11 protein-coding genes are annotated in these 16,734 nt (G+C 71.3%); 5 read left to right on the plus strand and 6 right to left on the minus strand.

The genetic code is table 11. The features are described from left to right. Positions 1-179 precede the first annotated feature (179 nt). The 4 genes from ABT160_RS18135 to ABT160_RS18150 all read right to left on the minus strand — a co-directional run bounded on the left by ABT160_RS18135 (position 180) and on the right by ABT160_RS18150 (position 5,151). Positions 180-1,787 carry a glycerol-3-phosphate dehydrogenase/oxidase gene (locus ABT160_RS18135; RefSeq protein ID WP_351648613.1) on the minus strand — a complete coding sequence of 536 codons (1,608 nt, stop codon included), beginning with the start codon at positions 1,785-1,787 and terminating at the stop codon, positions 180-182. A 5-nt stretch (positions 1,788-1,792) separates the two neighbouring features. Continuing rightward, positions 1,793-3,319, minus strand: a complete 1,527-nt coding sequence (gene glpK / locus ABT160_RS18140; RefSeq protein ID WP_351648614.1) for a glycerol kinase GlpK — start codon at positions 3,317-3,319, stop codon at positions 1,793-1,795. Between the two features lie 69 nt (positions 3,320-3,388). Further along, complete coding sequence (locus ABT160_RS18145; protein WP_351648616.1) at positions 3,389-4,177, minus strand: MIP/aquaporin family protein; 789 nt, start codon at positions 4,175-4,177, stop codon at positions 3,389-3,391. 209 nt (positions 4,178-4,386) lie between these two features. Beyond that, positions 4,387-5,151: an IclR family transcriptional regulator gene (locus tag ABT160_RS18150; protein WP_351648617.1), complete on the minus strand. Its 765-nt coding sequence runs from the start codon at positions 5,149-5,151 to the stop codon at positions 4,387-4,389. A 278-nt stretch (positions 5,152-5,429) separates the two neighbouring features. Here ABT160_RS18150 and metH point away from each other — a divergent pair, with 278 nt between their 5' ends. The 4 genes from metH to ABT160_RS18170 all read left to right on the plus strand — a co-directional run bounded on the left by metH (position 5,430) and on the right by ABT160_RS18170 (position 13,594). Next, positions 5,430-8,942, plus strand: a complete 3,513-nt coding sequence (metH, locus tag ABT160_RS18155) for a methionine synthase (protein ID WP_351648618.1) — start codon at positions 5,430-5,432, stop codon at positions 8,940-8,942. 147 nt (positions 8,943-9,089) lie between these two features. Continuing rightward, positions 9,090-9,788, plus strand: a complete 699-nt coding sequence (locus ABT160_RS18160) for an HAD family hydrolase (protein WP_351648620.1) — start codon at positions 9,090-9,092, stop codon at positions 9,786-9,788. Between the two features lie 503 nt (positions 9,789-10,291). Next, positions 10,292-11,893 (plus strand): ABC transporter substrate-binding protein, encoded by a 1,602-nt coding sequence (locus tag ABT160_RS18165; RefSeq protein ID WP_351648621.1) that lies wholly within the window; start codon positions 10,292-10,294, stop codon positions 11,891-11,893. A 117-nt stretch (positions 11,894-12,010) separates the two neighbouring features. Next, positions 12,011-13,594, plus strand: coding sequence for an ABC transporter substrate-binding protein (locus ABT160_RS18170; RefSeq protein ID WP_351648622.1), 1,584 nt, complete (start codon positions 12,011-12,013; stop codon positions 13,592-13,594). Between the two features lie 86 nt (positions 13,595-13,680). On the opposite strand, the gene ABT160_RS18175 is transcribed toward ABT160_RS18170, so the two are convergent. Together ABT160_RS18175 and ABT160_RS18180 are read right to left on the minus strand one after the other, a co-directional pair. Then, positions 13,681-14,352, minus strand: coding sequence for a response regulator (locus ABT160_RS18175; protein ID WP_175411589.1), 672 nt, complete (start codon positions 14,350-14,352; stop codon positions 13,681-13,683). 99 nt (positions 14,353-14,451) lie between these two features. Continuing rightward, positions 14,452-15,306 carry a RecB family exonuclease gene (locus tag ABT160_RS18180; protein WP_351648623.1) on the minus strand — a complete coding sequence of 285 codons (855 nt, stop codon included), beginning with the start codon at positions 15,304-15,306 and terminating at the stop codon, positions 14,452-14,454. Positions 15,307-15,413: 107 nt separating this feature from the next. Here ABT160_RS18180 and ABT160_RS18185 point away from each other — a divergent pair, with 107 nt between their 5' ends. After that, positions 15,414-16,721 (plus strand): site-2 protease family protein, encoded by a 1,308-nt coding sequence (locus tag ABT160_RS18185; protein ID WP_502984256.1) that lies wholly within the window; start codon positions 15,414-15,416, stop codon positions 16,719-16,721. Positions 16,722-16,734: the final 13 nt, after the last annotated feature.

Consider the following 16,734-nt stretch of genomic DNA (forward strand, 5'->3'; position numbering starts at 1 on the left):
TTCGTTTTTGAGTTAGCATTTTAAATTTATTGTTGGGTCTGCCCCCGGGGGGTGTGGGGTGGGGGGGGGGGGGGGGGGCCCCGGCCGGGGGCCCCCGGGGTGCGGGGCCCCCGCCCGCGCCGAGGGGGCGGCCACCACGGTGGCCGCCCCCTCGGGACCTCCGTACCGCCCGCTCCTGGCTACTCCTTGCCGAGCAGGTCCTCGACCTTCGCGCGGACGTCGTCCGTCGCCAGGCCGCGGATGGTCAGCGTGGTGCGGCGGCGCAGCACGTCGTCCGCCGTCTCGGCCCACTCGTGGTCGCGCGCGTACACGACCTGCGCCCAGATCTCCGGCGCGTCCGGGTGCACCCGCTCGGCCAGCTCCGGGTTCTCGTTCGCCAGCCGCGCGATGTCGAAGGAGAGCGAACCGTAGTGCGTGGCCAGGTGCCTGGCGGTGTCGGCCGCCATCCGCGGACCGGGCGCCGGGCCGTCCACGAGCAGCCGGTGGGCCACCGCGCGCGGGTTGGCGATGCCGGGCAGCGGCAGCTTCTTCGGCAGCGCGGACACCGACTCGTGGTCCTCGCCGAGCGGGTGGCCGGGCAGCTCCTGCAGCTTCTTCATGACCGTGCGGCCGATGTGGCGGAAGGTCGTCCACTTGCCGCCGGCCACCGACAGCATCCCGCCGCGGCCCTCGGTCACCACCGTCTCGCGCTTGGCCTTGGAGGTGTCGCCGGGCCCGCCGGGCAGCACCCGCAGGCCGGCGAAGGAGTACGTGATCAGGTCGCGGGACAGCTGCTGGTCGCGGATGGAGAACGCGGCCTCGTCCAGGATCTGGGTGACGTCCTTGTCGTTGACGGCCACGTCGCGCGGGTCGCCCTCGAACTCCTCGTCGGTGGTGCCGAGCAGGAGCATGTCCTCCCACGGCAGCGCGAAGGTGATGCGGTACTTGTCGATCGGCGTGGCCAGCGCGGCCTTCCAGGGGGCGGTGCGCTTGAGGACCAGGTGCGCGCCCTTGGACAGCCGGATCGACGGCGCCGCGCCGGGGTCCTCCAGCTTGCGCAGGTGGTCCACCCACGGGCCGGTCGCGTTGAGCACCAGGCGGGCGTCGACGCCGAACTCCTCGCCGGACAGCCGGTCGCGCAGCTCGGCGCCGGTGACCCGGCCGCGGGTGAAGCGCAGTCCGGTGACCTCGGCGTGGTTGAGCACGGTCGCGCCGGACTCGACCGCGGCGCGCACGGTCATCAGCGCCATGCGCGCGTCGTTCATCTGGTCGTCGCCGTACACGGCCACGGCCCTGAGGTTGTCGGTGCGCAGCTCCGGCACGTCCTGGGCGGCCTTGGCCGGGGACAGCAGGTGCCCGACGCCGTCGCCGAACGCGGAGAGCGCGCTGTACGCGAAGACGCCCGCGCCCAGCTTGGCGGCGCCGTGCGGGCCGCCCTTGTACACCGGCAGGTAGAAGGTGAGCGGGTTGGCGAGGTGCGGGGCCACCTGGCGGGAGACCGCGCGCCGCTCGAAGTGGTTCTCCGCGACCAGCTTCACCGCGCCGGTCTGCAGGTAGCGCAGACCGCCGTGGAGCAGCTTGGAGGAGGCGGAGGAGGTGGCGCCGGCGAAGTCGCCGGCGTCCACCAGGGCCACCCGCAGACCGGACTGCGCGGCGTGCCAGGCGGTGGAGATGCCCAGGATGCCGCCGCCTATGACCAGGAGGTCGTACGTCGCCTTGCCGAGTCGCTCCCGGGTTTCGGCGCGGCTCGGGTTCGAGCCGGAGGCCGGGTGCGTCCCGAGCGACGGGACGCTCTGCAGGGTGGTCATGTCGATTACTCCTCGTCCTCGATCCAGCCCATGGTCCGCTCCACGGCCTTGAGCCAGTTCTTGTACTCGCTCTCACGCTGGTCGGCGTCCATGCGAGGGGTCCATTCGGCGGCCCGGCGCCAGTTGGCGCGCAGCGCGTCGGTGTCCGGCCAGAAGCCGACGGCCAGGCCGGCGGCGTAGGCGGCGCCGAGGCAGGTCGTCTCGGCGACCATCGGGCGCACCACGGGGGCGTCCAGGAAGTCCGAGAGGGTCTGCATCAGCAGGTTGTTGGAGGTCATGCCGCCGTCGACCTTCAGGGCGGCCAGCTCGACGCCGGAGTCCTTGGTCATGGCGTCGGTGATCTCGCGGGTCTGCCAGGCGGTGGCCTCCAGCACGGCACGGGCGATGTGCGCGCGGGTCACGTACCGGGTGAGGCCGGCGATGACGCCCCGGGCGTCGGAGCGCCAGTAGGGGGCGAACAGGCCGGAGAAGGCGGGCACGAAGTAGGCGCCGCCGTTGTCCTCGACGGAGGAGGCCAGGGTCTCGATCTCCGCGGCGGTCTTGATCATGCCCATCTGGTCGCGCATCCACTGCACCAGCGAGCCGGTGACGGCGATCGAGCCCTCCAGGGCGTACACCGGCTTCTGGTCGCCGATGCGGTAGCCGACGGTGGTCAGCAGGCCGTTGTAGGAGTTGACGGGCTTGTCACCGGTGTTCATCAGCATGAAGGTGCCGGTGCCGTACGTGGACTTGGCCTCGCCCTCGGAGAAGCAGGTCTGGCCGAACAGGGCCGCCTGCTGGTCGCCGAGCGCGGAGGCGACCGGGACGCCGTCGAGGACGCCGCCCTTGGCCGCGCCGTACACCTCGGCGGAGGAGCGGATCTCGGGCAGCACGGCCGCCGGGATGCCCATCGAGTGCAGGATGCGCTCGTCCCAGGCCATCTCGTGCAGGTTCATCAGCATGGTGCGCGAGGCGTTGGTGACGTCGGTGACGTGGACGCCGCCGTCGGTGCCGCCGGTCAGGTTCCAGATGACCCAGGAGTCCATGGTGCCGAAGAGGACGTCCCCGGCCTCGGCGCGCTCGCGCAGGCCCTCGACGTTGTCCAGCAGCCAGCGGACCTTGGGGCCGGAGAAGTACGAGGCCAGCGGGAGGCCGGTCTCGCGGCGGAAGCGGTCCTGGCCGACGTTGCGGCCCAGCTCCCGGCAGAGCGCGTCGGTGCGGGTGTCCTGCCAGACGATGGCGTTGTGCACCGGCTCGCCGGTGTGGCGGTCCCACAGCAGGGTGGTCTCGCGCTGGTTGGTGATGCCGATCGCCTTGACGTCGGCGGCGGTGATGCCGGCCTTCTCGATCGCGCCGGCCACGACCTCCTGGACGTTGGTCCAGATCTCGGTGGCGTCGTGCTCGACCCAGCCCGGCTTGGGGAAGATCTGCTCGTGCTCCTTCTGGTCGACGGAGACGATGCGCCCGTCGCGGTCGAAGACGATGCAGCGGCTGGACGTGGTGCCCTGGTCGATCGCCGCGATGAAGGGGCCGGTGGTGTGTGCGTCGGTCACGGTGTGCTCCTGCTCGGGAAGTCTGCGGGGTGCGGCTCTGCGTGGTGCCGGGAGGTACGGCGCCGCGGCTCAGGCGAACGCGACGTTGTAGAGGCCGCCCGCGAGGGCGGCGCCGACGAGCGGGCCGATCACGGGGACGTACGCGTAGCCCCAGTCGGAGCCGCCCTTGTTGGGCAGGGGCAGCAGTGCGTGGACGATGCGGGGGCCGAGGTCGCGGGCCGGGTTGATGGCGTACCCGGTGGGGCCGCCCAGCGAGAGGCCGATGCCGACCACGACGAGGGAGGTGATCAGGACGCCTATCGTGCCCAGGCCCTTGCCGTCGCCGTTCAGGCCCTGCGTGAGGATCGCCAGGACCAGCACGAACGTGCCGATGACCTCGGTGGCCAGGTTCTGCACGGGGTTGCGGATCTCGGGGCCGGTGGAGAAGATCCCGAGCACCGGGCCGGCCGCCGACTCCTGGGCCTCGACCGACTTGGTGGCCTGGGAGCCCGGGCCGCCGACGATCTCGTGGTCGGTCAGGTGGGCGCGGAACTGGCCGTAGTAGGCGAGCCACACCAGCGTGGCGCCGATCAGCGCGCCGAACATCTGCGAGGCGATGTACAGCGGTACGTCGCCCCACTCACCGCTCTTGACGGCGAGGCCGACGGTGACCGCCGGGTTGAGGTGCGCGCCCGAGAGCGGGGCGGAGATGTAGGCGCCGGTGAGCACCGCGAAGCCCCACCCGAAGGTGATGGCCAGCCATCCGGCGCCGCGCGCCTTGGAGCTCTTGAGCGTGACCGCGGCGCAGACGCCACCGCCGAGCAGGATGAGTACGGCGGTACCGATGGTCTCGCCGATGAAGATGTCGGAGCTGGACACCCGCGACTCCTTTGTCCTTCGTCCAGGGGAAGGCGGACCCCGGGTTCCCTCCGGTGGTCCGCGCCCTCAGGTGAGGGCGTTCCGGCCCGTGGCGTTGTCACACTCTAGCGCGTATAGCCGGTAGGTGTTCGACAATGCCGACCGATGTACGAAAGTCTTGCCCCGGGTTACCAGTGAGTCAAGACTCCGTGTGGCTCAAACCCGATTCGTTAGAAACGCCGGGCGCCCAGATCCCTGGAGACCGCGCGGGCACAGTCCCGTACCGCCGCGACCAGCTCGGGGCGCAGCTCCGCGCCCTGGCAGACCCGCTCCACGGCCCCCGTGATGGCGACCGCGCCGACCGGCATCCGGTGCCGGTCGTGCACCGGCGCGGCCACCGAGGCCACGCCCTCCCAGGTCTCCTCGACGTCCGCGGCCCAGCCCCGCGCGCGGGCCAGGTCGAGCACCGCCTCGAAGTCCTCCGCGCCGGTCACCGTGCGCGGGGTGAACGCCTCGCGCTCCACCTCCAGCGCCTCGCTGTGCGCCACCGGGTCGAAGGCCGAGAGCACCTTGCCCAGGGCCGTGGAGTGCAGCGGCTGCATGGCCCCCACCTCCAGGACCTGGCGGCTGTCGTCCGGCCGGAAGACGTGGTGCACGATCAGTACGCCCTGCTGGTGCAGCACGCCCAGGTGGACGCTCTCGCCGCTGGAGCGGGCCAGGTCGTCGGTCCACACCAGGGCGCGGGCCCGCAGCTCGTGCACGTCCAGGTAGCTGTTGCCGAGCCGGAGCAGCTCCGCGCCCAGCTGGTAGCGGCCCGAGGCGCTGTCCTGCTCGACGAAGCCCTCCGCCTGGAGGGTGCGCAGGATGCCGTGCGCGGTGCCCTTGGCGAGGCCCAGCGAGGAGGCGATGTCGGACAGGCCGAGGCGGCGCTCGCCGCCGGCGAGCAACCGCAGCATCGCCGCCGCCCGTTCGAGCGACTGGATGTTCTTCGCCATCGGTCGGCCTCTCTCCGCTTCGTCGTCCGTCTGCACTGTCTTCATCTGTGGTTCGACAATGCTGAACACTATCGGTCCATGTCGACCTGTGTGTCATCAGCGCGGATCCGGCCCCGGCACTCCAACGGCCGAATCCGGCCGCACCGTACCGGCCGCGACGCGCGGTCCGCCGGTTGGGACACCGTGTCCACGCCGGGGCCCGCACCGTTACCCTGGCCCGGTGCGCCTTCCCCCGAAGGCGCAAAGCCGACAGCCGTCGCATCCCAGGGAGCACATCCATGGCCTCGTCGCCGACCCCTTCCGCTGACAGCAGGACCCGCGCCGACGCGCTGCGCGAAGCGCTCGCCACCCGGGTGGTGGTGGCCGACGGCGCGATGGGCACGATGCTCCAGGCGCAGGACCCCTCCCTCGACGACTTCGAGCAGCTCGAAGGCTGCAACGAGATCCTCAACGTCACCCGTCCCGACATCGTGCGCTCGGTGCACGAGGCGTACTTCGCCGTCGGCGTGGACTGCGTGGAGACCAACACCTTCGGGGCGAACCTGGCGGCGCTGGGGGAGTACGACATTCCCGAGCGGGTCTTCGAGCTGTCGGAGTCCGGTGCGCGGGTCGCTCGTGAGGTGGCGGACGAGTTCACCGCCTCGACGGGGCAGCAGCGGTGGGTGCTGGGCTCGATGGGTCCGGGCACCAAGCTGCCGACCCTGGGGCACGCCCCGTACCGGGCGCTGCGCGACGCCTACCAGCAGAACGCCGAGGGCCTGATCGCGGGCGGCGCCGACGCGCTGCTCGTCGAGACCACCCAGGACCTCCTCCAGACCAAGGCCTCCGTCCTCGGCGCCCGCCGCGCCCTGGAGACCACCGGCCTGCGGGTCCCCCTCATCGTCTCCGTCACCGTCGAGACGACCGGCACCATGCTGCTCGGCTCGGAGATCGGTGCGGCCCTGACGGCCCTGGAGCCGCTGGGCATCGACATGATCGGCCTCAACTGCGCCACCGGCCCCGCCGAGATGAGCGAGCACCTGCGCTACCTCGCCCGCCACTCGCGCGTCCCGCTGTCCTGCATGCCCAACGCCGGTCTGCCCGTGCTCGGCAAGGACGGCGCCCACTACCCGCTGTCGGCCGCCGAACTGGCCGACGCCCAGGAGACGTTCGTCCGCGAGTACGGCCTGTCGCTGGTCGGCGGCTGCTGCGGTACGACCCCGGAGCACCTGCGCCAGGTCGTGGAGCGGGTGCGCGGCGCACAGCCCACCCCCCGCACCCCGCAGCCCGAGCCGGGTGCGGCGTCGCTGTACCAGACGGTGCCGTTCCGGCAGGACACGGCGTACATGGCGATCGGTGAGCGGACGAACGCGAACGGGTCGAAGAAGTTCCGCGAGGCGATGCTGGAGGCCCGCTGGGACGACTGCGTGGAGATGGCGCGCGACCAGATCCGCGAGGGCGCGCACATGCTGGACCTGTGCGTGGACTACGTGGGCCGTGACGGCGTGGCCGACATGGCCGAGCTGGCCGGCCGGTTCGCCACCGCCTCCACCCTGCCGATCGTGCTGGACTCCACCGAGGTCGAGGTCCTGCAGGCCGGTCTGGAGAAGCTCGGCGGGCGCGCCGTCATCAACTCGGTCAACTACGAGGACGGCGACGGCCCCGAGTCCCGCTTCGCCAAGGTCACCCGCCTGGCCCAGGAGCACGGCGCCGCGCTGATCGCGCTGACCATCGACGAGGAGGGCCAGGCCCGCACCCCGGAGAAGAAGGTCGAGATCGCCGAGCGCCTGATCGACGACCTCACCGCCAACTGGGGCATCCACGAGTCCGACATCCTGATGGACACCCTGACCTTCACCATCTGCACCGGCCAGGAGGAGTCCCGCAAGGACGGCATCGCCACCATCGAGGCGATCCGCGAGCTCAAGCGCCGCCACCCGGACGTGCAGACCACGCTCGGCCTGTCGAACATCTCCTTCGGCCTCAACCCGGCCGCCCGCATCCTGCTCAACTCGGTCTTCCTGGACGAGTGCGTCAAGGCGGGCCTGGACTCGGCCATCGTGCACGCCTCCAAGATCCTGCCCATCGCGCGGTTCGAGGAGGAGCAGGTCACCACCGCCCTCGACCTGATCTACGACCGGCGCGCCGAGGGCTACGACCCGCTGCAGAAGCTCATGGCCCTGTTCGAGGGCGCCACCGCGAAGTCGCTGAAGGCGGGCAAGGCGGAGGAACTGGCCGCGCTGCCGCTCGAGGAGCGGCTGCGGCGCCGGATCATCGACGGCGAGCGCAACGGCCTGGAGGCCGACCTCGACGAGGCCCTCACCGAGCGCCCCGCCCTCGACATCGTCAACGACACCCTCCTGGAGGGCATGAAGGTCGTGGGCGAGCTGTTCGGCTCGGGCCAGATGCAGCTGCCGTTCGTGCTCCAGTCCGCCGAGGTGATGAAGAACGCCGTGGCGCACCTGGAGCCGCACATGGAGAAGTCGGACGCGGAGGGCAAGGGCACCATCGTGCTGGCCACGGTCCGCGGCGACGTGCACGACATCGGCAAGAACCTGGTGGACATCATCCTGTCCAACAACGGCTACAACGTGGTGAACCTGGGGATCAAGCAGCCCGTCTCGGCGATCCTGGAGGCCGCCGAGGAGCACAAGGCCGACGTGATCGGCATGTCCGGCCTGCTGGTGAAGTCCACGGTCATCATGAAGGAGAACCTGGAAGAGCTGAACCAGCGCAAGATGGCCGCGGACTACCCGGTCATCCTCGGTGGCGCGGCCCTGACCCGGGCCTACGTCGAGCAGGACCTGCACGAGATCTACGAGGGCGAGGTGCGCTACGCCCGCGACGCGTTCGAGGGGCTGCGCCTGATGGACGCCCTGATCGCGGTCAAGCGCGGTGTGCCCGGGGCGACCCTGCCCGAGCTCAAGCAGCGCCGGGTGCCCAAGCGCGACACCGCCGTCCTGGAGGTCGAGGAGCCCGAGGGCGCGGTGCGCTCGGACGTCGCCGTGGACAACCGGATCCCCGAGCCGCCGTTCTGGGGCACCCGCGTGGTCAAGGGCATCCCGCTCAAGGAGTACGCGTCCTGGCTGGACGAGGGCGCGCTCTTCAAGGGCCAGTGGGGGCTGAAGCAGGCCCGGGCCGGTGACGGGCCCAGCTACGAGGAGCTGGTGGAGACCGAGGGCAGGCCCCGGCTGCGCGGCTGGCTGGAGCAGCTGCACACCAGGAACCTGCTGGAGGCGGCCGTGGTGCACGGCTACTTCCCCTGCTACTCCAAGGGCGACGACCTGGTCCTGCTCAACGACGACGGCACCGAGCGCACCCGCTTCACCTTCCCGCGCCAGCGCCGCGGCCGCCGGCTCTGCCTCGCGGACTTCTTCCGCCCCGAGGAGTCCGGCGAGACCGACGTGGTGGGCCTGCAGGTCGTCACCGTCGGCTCCAAGATCGGCGAGGCCACGGCCCAGCTCTTCGAGGCCGACTCCTACCGCGACTACCTCGAACTGCACGGCCTCTCCGTGCAGTTGGCCGAGGCCCTGGCCGAGTACTGGCACGCCCGGGTCCGTTCCGAGCTCGGCTTCGGCGGCGAGGACCCGCAGGACGTCGAGGACATGTTCGCGCTGAAGTACCGCGGCGCCCGCTTCTCCCTCGGCTACGGCGCCTGCCCGGACCTGGAGGACCGGGCGAAGATCGCCGAGCTGCTGCGGCCCGAGCGGATCGGCGTGCACCTCTCCGAGGAGTTCCAGCTGCACCCGGAGCAGTCCACCGACGCCATCGTCATCCACCACCCCGACGCCAAGTACTTCAACGCGAGGTAACCGGACCGTCGCCCGGCCGCCGCCGTATCTCCAGGCGGCCACGAGGGGCGGGACGTACACTGGTCGGTCCAGTGCAGGCCGGTCGCCCTCCCGAACTGGGAGGACGGCCGGCCTTCTCGTCCCTCTTGAGCCTTGGAGGTGTGCCGGATGACCAGTACGGTCCCCGCGTCCCTTGTCCGTACCGCCGGGGGTTCGGCCCTGCAGGCCGTCTTCCTCGACATGGACGGCACCCTCGTCGACACCGAGGGGTTCTGGTGGGACGCCGAGGTCGAGGTCTTCGCCGACCTCGGCCACCGGCTCGACGAGTCCTGGCGCGACGTGGTGGTGGGCGGCCCGATGACCCGCAGCGCCGGGTTCCTCATCGAGTCCACCGGCGCCGACGTCACGCTCGACGAGCTGACCGTCCTGCTCAACGAGCGCTTCGAGCGGCGCATCGGCCGGGGCGTGCCCCTGATGCCGGGCGCCGAGCGGCTGCTGGCCGAACTGGCCCTGCACCGGGTGCCGACCGCCCTGGTCTCCGCCTCGCACCGGCGCATCATCGACCGGGTGCTGCACTCGCTGGGCCCGGACCGCTTCACCCTCACCGTGGCCGGTGACGAGGTGCCCCGCACCAAGCCGCACCCCGACCCGTACCTCTTCGCCGCCCGGGGCGTCGGCGCCGACCCGGCCCGCTGCGCGGTCGTGGAGGACACCGCGACCGGGGTGGCCGCGGCCGAGGCGGCCGGCTGCCGGGTGGTGGCCGTGCCGTCGGTGGCGCCCATCGCGCCCGCCGAGGGCCGGGTCGTCGTCTCCTCGCTGGAAGAGGTCGACCTGGGCTTCCTGAGGACGCTGGTGCCCACCGCCTGAGCCCGCCGGGGCCTCGGCCCCCACTACGGAACGTGACCGGGCGCGCCCCCGACGGGGCGCGCCCGGCCCGTTTCCGCAGCTCCGGGGCGACAGCTCCCATGCCGTACTTCACGCGTGACCTTGCTCACCCACAGTCGCGCCCACCCGGCCGGATCAACACGGCCGGAAAGCGTCATCCGGCCCTTTCGGCGCGTCCATGTGTCCTGATTGGTGATCACCTGCACGAAACGTTCCCGCGCATGGTCATCGATCCGCCCGCATGCCCGATCGCTGTCCGAACAGGGCCCAACTCCCGGCCGGTCAAGCCGACCTGGTGCGCCTACTAGGCTCTTCGCGAGAACTTCGCCGCACTCTCCGTGTGCCCCGGCGGCCCGCACGCCGCCGTGTTCACAGGTTTGATCGCATGACATCCCGGCCCGATCACCCGCCCCGACCGGGCGGCCGCGGCGGAGCGCATCGAACCACCGCTGTACCCAGTGCCGGATGAGGAGAAGGTCCCCAGGATGAACCGCAAGACATGGGTGCTGCCGGCTGCCGTCGGTCTGCTCGCCCCCGTGCTCGCCGCGTGCGGCACCACGGAAGGCACCGCGAGCGGAGGCAAGACCATTGTCGTGGGCACCACGGACCAGTTCGTCGCCACCGACGACGCCCCGGCGCCCTTCGACCCGGCGTTCGCGTACGACACCGGCACCTGGAACGTGCTCCGCCAGACCGTCCAGACCCTGATGCACACCCCGCGCGGCGAGGGCGTCCCGGTCCCCGAGGCCGCCGAGAGCTGCGCCTTCACCGACTCCGCCAGCCGCACCTACCGCTGCGAGCTGCGCGAGGGCCTGAAGTTCGCCAACGGCAAGGCCATCACCGCCGAGGACGTGAAGTACTCCGTCGAGCGCGTCCTGGACATCAAGTCCGACAACGGAACGGCCGCACTGCTCGCCAACGTCGCCGGGGTCGACACCAAGGGCGACCGGGAGGTCGTCTTCCACCTGAAGACCTCCGACGCCACGTTCCCGTACAAGCTCTCCACGCCCGTCGCCGGCATCCTCAGCCGCGACGACTACCCGGCGAAGAAGCTGCGCACCGGCTTCGACGTGAGCGGCTCCGGCCCGTACACCCTCAAGGCCGAGGTGAAGGACGGGCAGCTCACCAAGGCCGTCTTCACCAGGAACCCGAACTACCGCGGCGACATCAAGCTCCGCAACGACAAGGTCGAACTGCGCTCCTTCGCCGACGCCGGCGCCATGGGCGCGGCGCTCGAGGACGGCGGCATCGACATGATGGCCCGCACCATGTCCCCCGAGCAGGTCAAGGACATGAACGACAAGCCGGTCAAGGGCGTGCGCGTCACCGAGGTGCCCGGCCTGGAGATCCGCTACCTGGGCTTCAACACCAAGGCGCCCGAGGTCAAGGACAAGGCCGTCCGCCAGGCCATGGCCGCCGTCGTCGACCGCTCGAAGATCACCGGGAAGGTGTACGGCAACACCGCCGAGCCGCTCTACTCGCTGATCCCCTCCAGCATCGCCGCCCACTCCAACTCCTTCTTCAACAAGTACGGCGAGCCCGACCAGAAGAAGGCCCAGGGCATCCTGCGTGACGCGGGCGTGAAGACCCCCGTCAAGCTGACGCTCCACTACACGACCGACCACTACGGCTCCGGCACCGCCGAGGAGTTCGCCTCCCTGCGCGACCAGCTCAACGCGACCAAGCTGTTCGACGTGCAGGTCAAGGGCACCGAGTGGGCCGAGTTCCGGCCCGCCCAGAAGCGCGGCGACTACGCGGTCTACGGCCTCGGCTGGTTCCCCGACTACCCGGACCCGGACAACTACATCGCGCCGTTCCTGGACGTCGACAACTTCCTCAACACGCCGTACGTGAACGCCGAGGCGCGCGGCAAGCTCATCCCGCAGTCGCGCCGCCCCGCCGACCGCAACGCCGCCTCCCCGGCGTTCACCCAGCTCCAGAAGATCGTCGCCGACGACGTGCCGGTGCTGCCGCTGTGGCAGGGCAAGCAGTACGTCGCCGCCCGCGACGGGCTGACCGGGGTCGAGTTCTCCCTGAACTCCTCCTCCGACCTGCTGCTGTGGGAGCTGGCCCGCGGCAACGCCTGATCCGGCCGGCACCCGCGCCGCGGTCGGTCACCCCGCAGTTTCAGTACCCCGGCCGCGCCACCCGGCGCGGCCGGCTCACGCGATCACCGGATCCCTGAGAGCCAAAGGCAAGGTTCTGTGAAGGCACACAACAAGTGGCTGACGGCCCCGCTCGCCGCGGGCGTCGCGGCCGCACTGCTGAGCGGTTGCGGTACGGAGAAGGGCGGCTCGTCCGGCTCCGGCGACTCCGTCCGGGTCGGCATGTCCGACGAGGTCCTGGCGACCGACCCCGCCGCGGGCTACGACCCCGGCTCCTGGCTGCTGTTCAACAACGTCTTCCAGTCCCTGATGGCCTTCCCCAAGGGCGGCTCCAAGCCCCAGCCGGACGCCGCCGAGAACTGCGCCTTCGACAAGGGCGGCAGCAAGGTCTACCGCTGCACCCTGCGCGACGGCCTGAAGTTCAGCAACGGCTCCGAACTCACCAGCGAGGACGTGAAGTTCTCCTTCGAGCGCGCGCTGAAGATCGACGACGACGCCGGCCCGGCGCCGCTGCTCAGCACCATCGGGGCGATCGAGACCCCCGACGCGAAGACCGTCGTCTTCCGCCTCAAGGTCCCCGACGCCACCTTCCCGAGCAAGATAGCCTCCGGCGCCGGCTCGATCGTCGACCACCACTCGTACGACGACGGCAAGCTGCGCACCGACGGCAAGGCCGTCGGCTCGGGTCCGTACAAGCTCGACTCCTTCTCCGACGGCGAGGCCGCCTTCTCGGTCAACCCCGAGTACAAGGGCACGGCCAAGCCCAAGAACACCGGCGTCACGCTGAAGTTCTTCAAGGGCGACCGCGAGGCGCTCGCCGCCGCCCTGAAGAAGGGCGACGTCGACGTCGCCTACCGCGGCCTGGCCGCCGACGACATCGCCGCCCTGCAGGCCGACACCGGCACCGGCAGCGGCGTCAAGGTCGTCGAGGGCAGCAGCGCCGAGGTCCAGCACCTGGTCTTCAACGTCAAGGACCCCGTCGTCGGCAAGAAGGGCGTCCGCCAGGCCATCGCGTACCTCGTCGACCGCGACGCGCTGGTCCGGGACGTCCACCGGTCCACCGCGAGCCCGCTGTACTCGATCGTCCCGGCCGGCATCGCGGGCCACAACACCGCCTTCTTCGACGCCTACGGCGACCGCCCGCAGCCCGCCAAGGCCCGCAAGGCGCTCCAGGACGCGGGCGTCAAGGGCAAGGTCAAGCTCACGCTGTGGTCCACGCCGAGCCGCTACGGCCCCGCCACGGACCAGGAGTTCAAGGCGATCGCCAAGCAGCTCAACTCCAGCGGCCTGTTCGACGCCACGGTCAAGTCCGTCGAGATCGGCCAGTACGAGAAGGACGTCAAGGCCGGCAAGTACGGCGTGTACGTCAAGGGCTGGGTGCCCGACTACCCGGACCCGGACAACTTCACCGCGCCGTTCTTCGGCGAGGGCAACGTCCTGGGCAACGGCTACGACAACGCGAAGATCACCGGAAGGCTCATCCCGGCGACCGCCGCCGCCACCGACCGCTCCAAGGCCGACGCCGACTTCGCCGAGCTCCAGGACGTCGTCGCCGCCGACCTGCCGATCCTGCCGCTGTGGCAGGGCAAGCAGTACGCCGTCGCCCGCGACGACGTGACCGGCCTGGAGTGGACCCTGGACGCCTCCACGGTCTTCCGCTTCTGGGAGATCAAGAAGGGCTGACCGGCCCGCCGCGTGACGTGCGCGGGGCCCGGGACGACGTCCCGGGCCCCACACGCGTCACGTCCTCGCCGCCCCCACGGGCGCCCTCACTGGGCGCCGGGGCGCACCAGACCGCTCTCGTACGCGTACACCGCCGCCTGCACCCGGTCGCGCAGACCCAGCTTGGTCAGCACATGGCCCACGTGCGTCTTCACGGTCGTCTCGCTGACGAACAGGTCGGCGGCGATCTCCGCGTTCGACAGGCCGCGCGCCACCAGCTTCAGCACCTCGACCTCGCGCTCGGTCAGCGTGTTGAGCGCGTCCGGCACCGGCTCCTCGCCGGACGGCAGGTGCCCCGCGTACTTGTCGAGCAGCCGGCGCGTGATGCTCGGCGCGAGCATCGCCTCGCCCGCCGCGACCACCCGGATCGCCTGCACCAGCTCATTGGCCGGGGCGTCCTTCAGCAGGAAGCCGCTGGCCCCCGCGCGCAGCGCCTCCACCACGTACTCGTCGAGGTCGAAGGTGGTCAGCACCAGCACCTTCGCCGGGCCGTCCCGCCCGGGACCGGTGATCTGCCGGGTCGCCTCCACCCCGTCCATCCGCGGCATGCGGATGTCCATCAGCACCACGTCGGGCTGCAGCGCCCGCACCTGGTCCAGCGCCTGCAGGCCGTCACCGGCCTCGCCGACGACCGCGATGTCCTGCTCCGCTTCCAGGATCATCCGGAAACCGGTGCGCAGAAGCGGCTGGTCGTCGACCAGTAGGACGCGGATCGCCACGGGATCTCCTCTTGCAGCTGTACCTGGACCCGCCCCATTCTGCCCTGCGCCCGGTACGCGGACCCCGGCGCCCGCACCGCCGCGGGCACGTGGTCCGCGTCACTCCCCGGTGCGCGCCGGGACCACCGGCAGCGGATAGACCGGGGGAGTCCCGCCGAACTCCGGGCACACCGCCTGGTGGTCGCACCAGCCGCACAGCTTCGTCGGCCGCGGCCGCCAGTCGCCCGTCTCGGTGGCCAGCCTGATCGCCTCCCACAGCGCGTGCAGCTTGCGCTCCACCCGCTCCAGGTCCGCCTCCACCGGGTCGTACGTCAGCACGTCCCCGCTGCCCAGGTACACCAGCTGCAGCCGCCGGGGCACCACCTTCTTCAGCCGCCACACCACCAGGGCGTAGAACTTCATCTGGAACAGCGCGCCCTCGCTGTACTCCGGGCGCGGCGCCTTGCCCGTCTTGTAGTCGACGATCCGCACCTCGCCCGTCGGCGCCACGTCCACCCGGTCGATGACACCCCGCAGCCGCAGCCCCGATTCCAGCTCCGTCTCGACGAACAGCTCCCGCTCCGCCGGCTCGAGGCGCGTCGGGTCCTCCAGCGTGAACCACCGCTCCACCAGCTGCTCCGCCTCGCCCAGCCAGCGCGCCAGGCGCTCGTCCCCGCCCTCCTGCCCGAACAGCTCCGCCAGCTCCGGGCGCGACTCCAGGAGCCGGTCCCACTGCCCGGGCACCAGCGACTTCGCCCGCGGCGCCGTGCGGTCCGCCGCCGGCGCGTCGAAGAGCCGCTCCAGGACCGCGTGCACCAGCGTCCCGCGCGTCGCCGCCTCGCTGGGCTTCTCCGGCAGCTTGTCGATGACCCGGAACCGGTACAGCAAGGGGCACTGCATGAAGTCGCCGGCCCGCGACGGGGACAGCGACGCGGGCGGCCGGGCGCCCGCCGGCTGCTGCTGGCTCGTAGTCATGACACAGACCCTACGACCCGCCACTGACAGCGAGCGGAATACCATCGACGCACGACCCCCTCCCATTGCATGATCGGTCGAGTGACGCTTCGTAACGAAGGGAACCCGTGAACGAGGACGACAAGAGCGGCGAAGGCACGCGGCCGCGGTCCGACACGGCGGGAACACGCGCTGACGGGGCCGGCCCCACCACGGGCCACGAGCAGCACCAGGGCCCGGACGGCCCCGGCGGCGACGGCGCCGCGCCCAAGCGCGCGGACGAACCCGGCGGCGGCATCCTGATGGGCCGCATCTTCGGCGTGCCGGTCTACGTGGCCCCCAGCTGGTTCCTGGTCGCGGCCCTGATCACCTGGGTCTTCGGCGGCCAGCTCGACCGGGTGCTCCCCGAGCTCGGAGGCTTCCGCTACCTCGTCTCGCTCTTCTTCGCCGTCGCCTTCTACGCCTCCGTGCTCGTCCACGAGCTGGCCCACACCGTGGCCGCGCTGCGCTTCAAGCTGCCCGTGCGCCGCATCCAGCTCCAGTTCTTCGGCGGCGTCTCCGAGATCGAGAAGGAGACCGAGACCCCCGGCCGCGAGTTCGTCCTCGCCTTCGTCGGACCGCTGCTCTCGCTGGTCCTGTCCGGCGTCTTCTACCTCGGCATGAAGGCCGTCGACCCCGGCACCGTCCCCGGCGTGCTCCTCGCGGGCCTGATGATCTCCAACCTGATCGTCGCCGTGTTCAACTTCCTGCCCGGCCTCCCGCTGGACGGCGGCCGGATGCTGCGCGCCGTAGTGTGGAAGCTCACCGGAAGCCCGATGAGCGGCACCGTCGCCGCCGCCTGGGTCGGCCGCGCGCTCGCCGTCACCGTACTGATCGGCCTGCCCCTGCTCACCCACACCGGCGCCCTGGGCAACTCCACCGACGAGATCACCGGCGTGGACACCGTCACCGACGCGCTGCTCGCCGCGATCCTCGCCGCGATCATCTGGACCGGCGCGGGCAACAGCCTGCGCATGGCCCGGCTGCGCGAGCACCTGCCCGAGCTGCGCGCCCGCGCCCTCACCCGGCGCGCCGTCCCGGTCACCTCCGACACCCCGCTCTCCGAGGCGCTGCGCCGCGCCAACGAGGCGGGCGCCAGCGCGCTCGTCGTCGTCGACGGCCACGGCGAGCCCACCGCCCTGGTCCGCGAGACCGCCATCGCCGGCGTCCCCGTCCACCGCCGCCCCTGGGTCGCCGTCAGCGGCCTGGCCAAGGACCTCACCGACGGCATGCGGGTCCCCGCCGAGCTGGCCGGCGAGGCGCTCCTGGACCACCTGCGCGCCAGCCCCGCCAGCGAGTACCTGGTCGTCGAGGACGGCGGCGAGATCTACGGGGTGCTGTCCGCAACGGACGTGGAGCGGGCCTTCGTGAAGGCCATGGCACGACCCTCCTCCTGACCCCGGTACTCTG

The organism is Streptomyces sp. NPDC001941 (assembly GCF_040296945.1).
Lineage (GTDB): Bacteria > Actinomycetota > Actinomycetes > Streptomycetales > Streptomycetaceae > Streptomyces.

Bases quoted from the DNA above. Each gene is read 5' to 3' on its own strand.
- ABT160_RS18135 (WP_351648613.1), bottom strand. From the start codon at position 1,787: ATGACCACCCTGCAGAGCGTCCCGTCGCTCGGGACGCACCCGGCCTCC.
- ABT160_RS18150 (WP_351648617.1), bottom strand. From the start codon at position 5,151: ATGGCGAAGAACATCCAGTCGCTCGAACGGGCGGCGGCGATGCTGCGG.
- metH (WP_351648618.1), top strand. From the start codon at position 5,430: ATGGCCTCGTCGCCGACCCCTTCCGCTGACAGCAGGACCCGCGCCGAC.
- ABT160_RS18160 (WP_351648620.1), top strand. From the start codon at position 9,090: ATGACCAGTACGGTCCCCGCGTCCCTTGTCCGTACCGCCGGGGGTTCG.
- ABT160_RS18165 (WP_351648621.1), top strand. From the start codon at position 10,292: ATGAACCGCAAGACATGGGTGCTGCCGGCTGCCGTCGGTCTGCTCGCC.
- ABT160_RS18180 (WP_351648623.1), bottom strand. From the start codon at position 15,306: ATGACTACGAGCCAGCAGCAGCCGGCGGGCGCCCGGCCGCCCGCGTCG.